The 1,118-nt window shown below is 39.6% G+C and carries 2 protein-coding genes; both read left to right on the top strand.

Features of this window, described 5'->3' with window-relative positions; all coding sequences use genetic code 11:
* Positions 1–111 (top strand): zinc ribbon domain-containing protein (locus tag K9V48_RS28115; protein WP_224142329.1); only part of this gene is annotated, 111 nt, incomplete at its 5' end.
* Positions 112–598: 487 nt separating this feature from the next.
* Entirely contained in the window at positions 599–847 is a 249-nt protein-coding gene (locus tag K9V48_RS28110; protein ID WP_224142328.1) for a LapA family protein, read from the top strand.
* Positions 848–1,118: the final 271 nt, after the last annotated feature.

Below are 1,118 nucleotides of genomic sequence, written 5' to 3'. Positions count from 1 at the left end.
TCCATTCGTACACATATTTGCACAAAGTGCGGGGCGGTATTGGACCGGGATCATAATGCAAGTCTGAATATCCTCCAAAAAGGATTAGAGCAACTGCTTGTGACCGACTAACTGAATCAATCAAACTACCATGAAAATAAGTTTCTTCAAGATTAGAAAAACGACAATACTTAAGAAGACCCTGCTCAATCGTTGAAAAAAGAGGAGAGCGATAATTAATAAGTCTATGGATTAGGGTTGACTGGATTAAGGTCAGTATCAGTATTGACACTTCCTAACCATTTTCATTCTCTGTGGTGAAGCGCTAATTTTTGTGCTTCATGGATGGCTGTAGGGCAGGGTTGTGTCCGAACAGTATAATCTACGCCTGTGGAGATTGTGTAAGACATAGTGGGAACCCCATTATGCAACGGTCTAAGAATCAGGAAGCCCCTTCTTCAATCAGATCGCAAGGTTGATAAGGAGGGGTCATTCACAAGCTGTCAACCGTTCAGGGCTAGTCCTGAACATATAAAAGATAAATACGCCCATCGAACTTATGATGGTTCTTAGATAACCCTGATTATATAATAGTAAAAAACTATTAATGAGGTGACTTATGAAAAGACAATGGAACTTATTATTAGCCCTATTCGTGGTCTTAATTATTGCGGTTTTTTCAGTTATCAACGTTGACCTTGTAACGGTTAATTATTTATTTGGAAAAGCTGAGTGGCCACTGATCCTTGTTATTATTGGGTCAGTATTATTGGGAGCACTATTAGTCGGATTAATTGGTATGATGAAAATTTATCAGCTTCAAAGAGCTTTGAAAAAGGCTGAAGGTGAAATAGATCATCATTCGTAAATGTTGATCTATTTTACAAAGGGCCCTATTGTGGAATAACACTTAAAATTAAATGATTTTATTTTAAGCCCGTCCTAAAAATTAGGACGGGCTTATGGGTGTTGGAGGTTATCCCACCTTAACGGGCAGTAAAACTCTTAACGAAAGATTCGAGAGAAGCAAAGAAGATAAGTGGGAGATAACTGCCCGTAAAGATCCGACGAAGGACAGGACGTCCAAGTCAGGCGAAGCCACAGGATGTGGCGTTCCTGAGCGTGATAAGTCTCGCTAA

The sequence above is a fragment of the Metabacillus rhizolycopersici genome (assembly GCF_020075705.1).
Note: the sequence above shows the minus strand (reverse complement) of the source record. Positions and strands in the feature narration are given on the sequence as shown.

Coding starts and splice junctions, on each gene's coding strand:
- K9V48_RS28110 (WP_224142328.1), top strand. CDS start 599: ATGAAAAGACAATGGAACTTATTATTAGCCCTATTCGTGGTCTTAATT.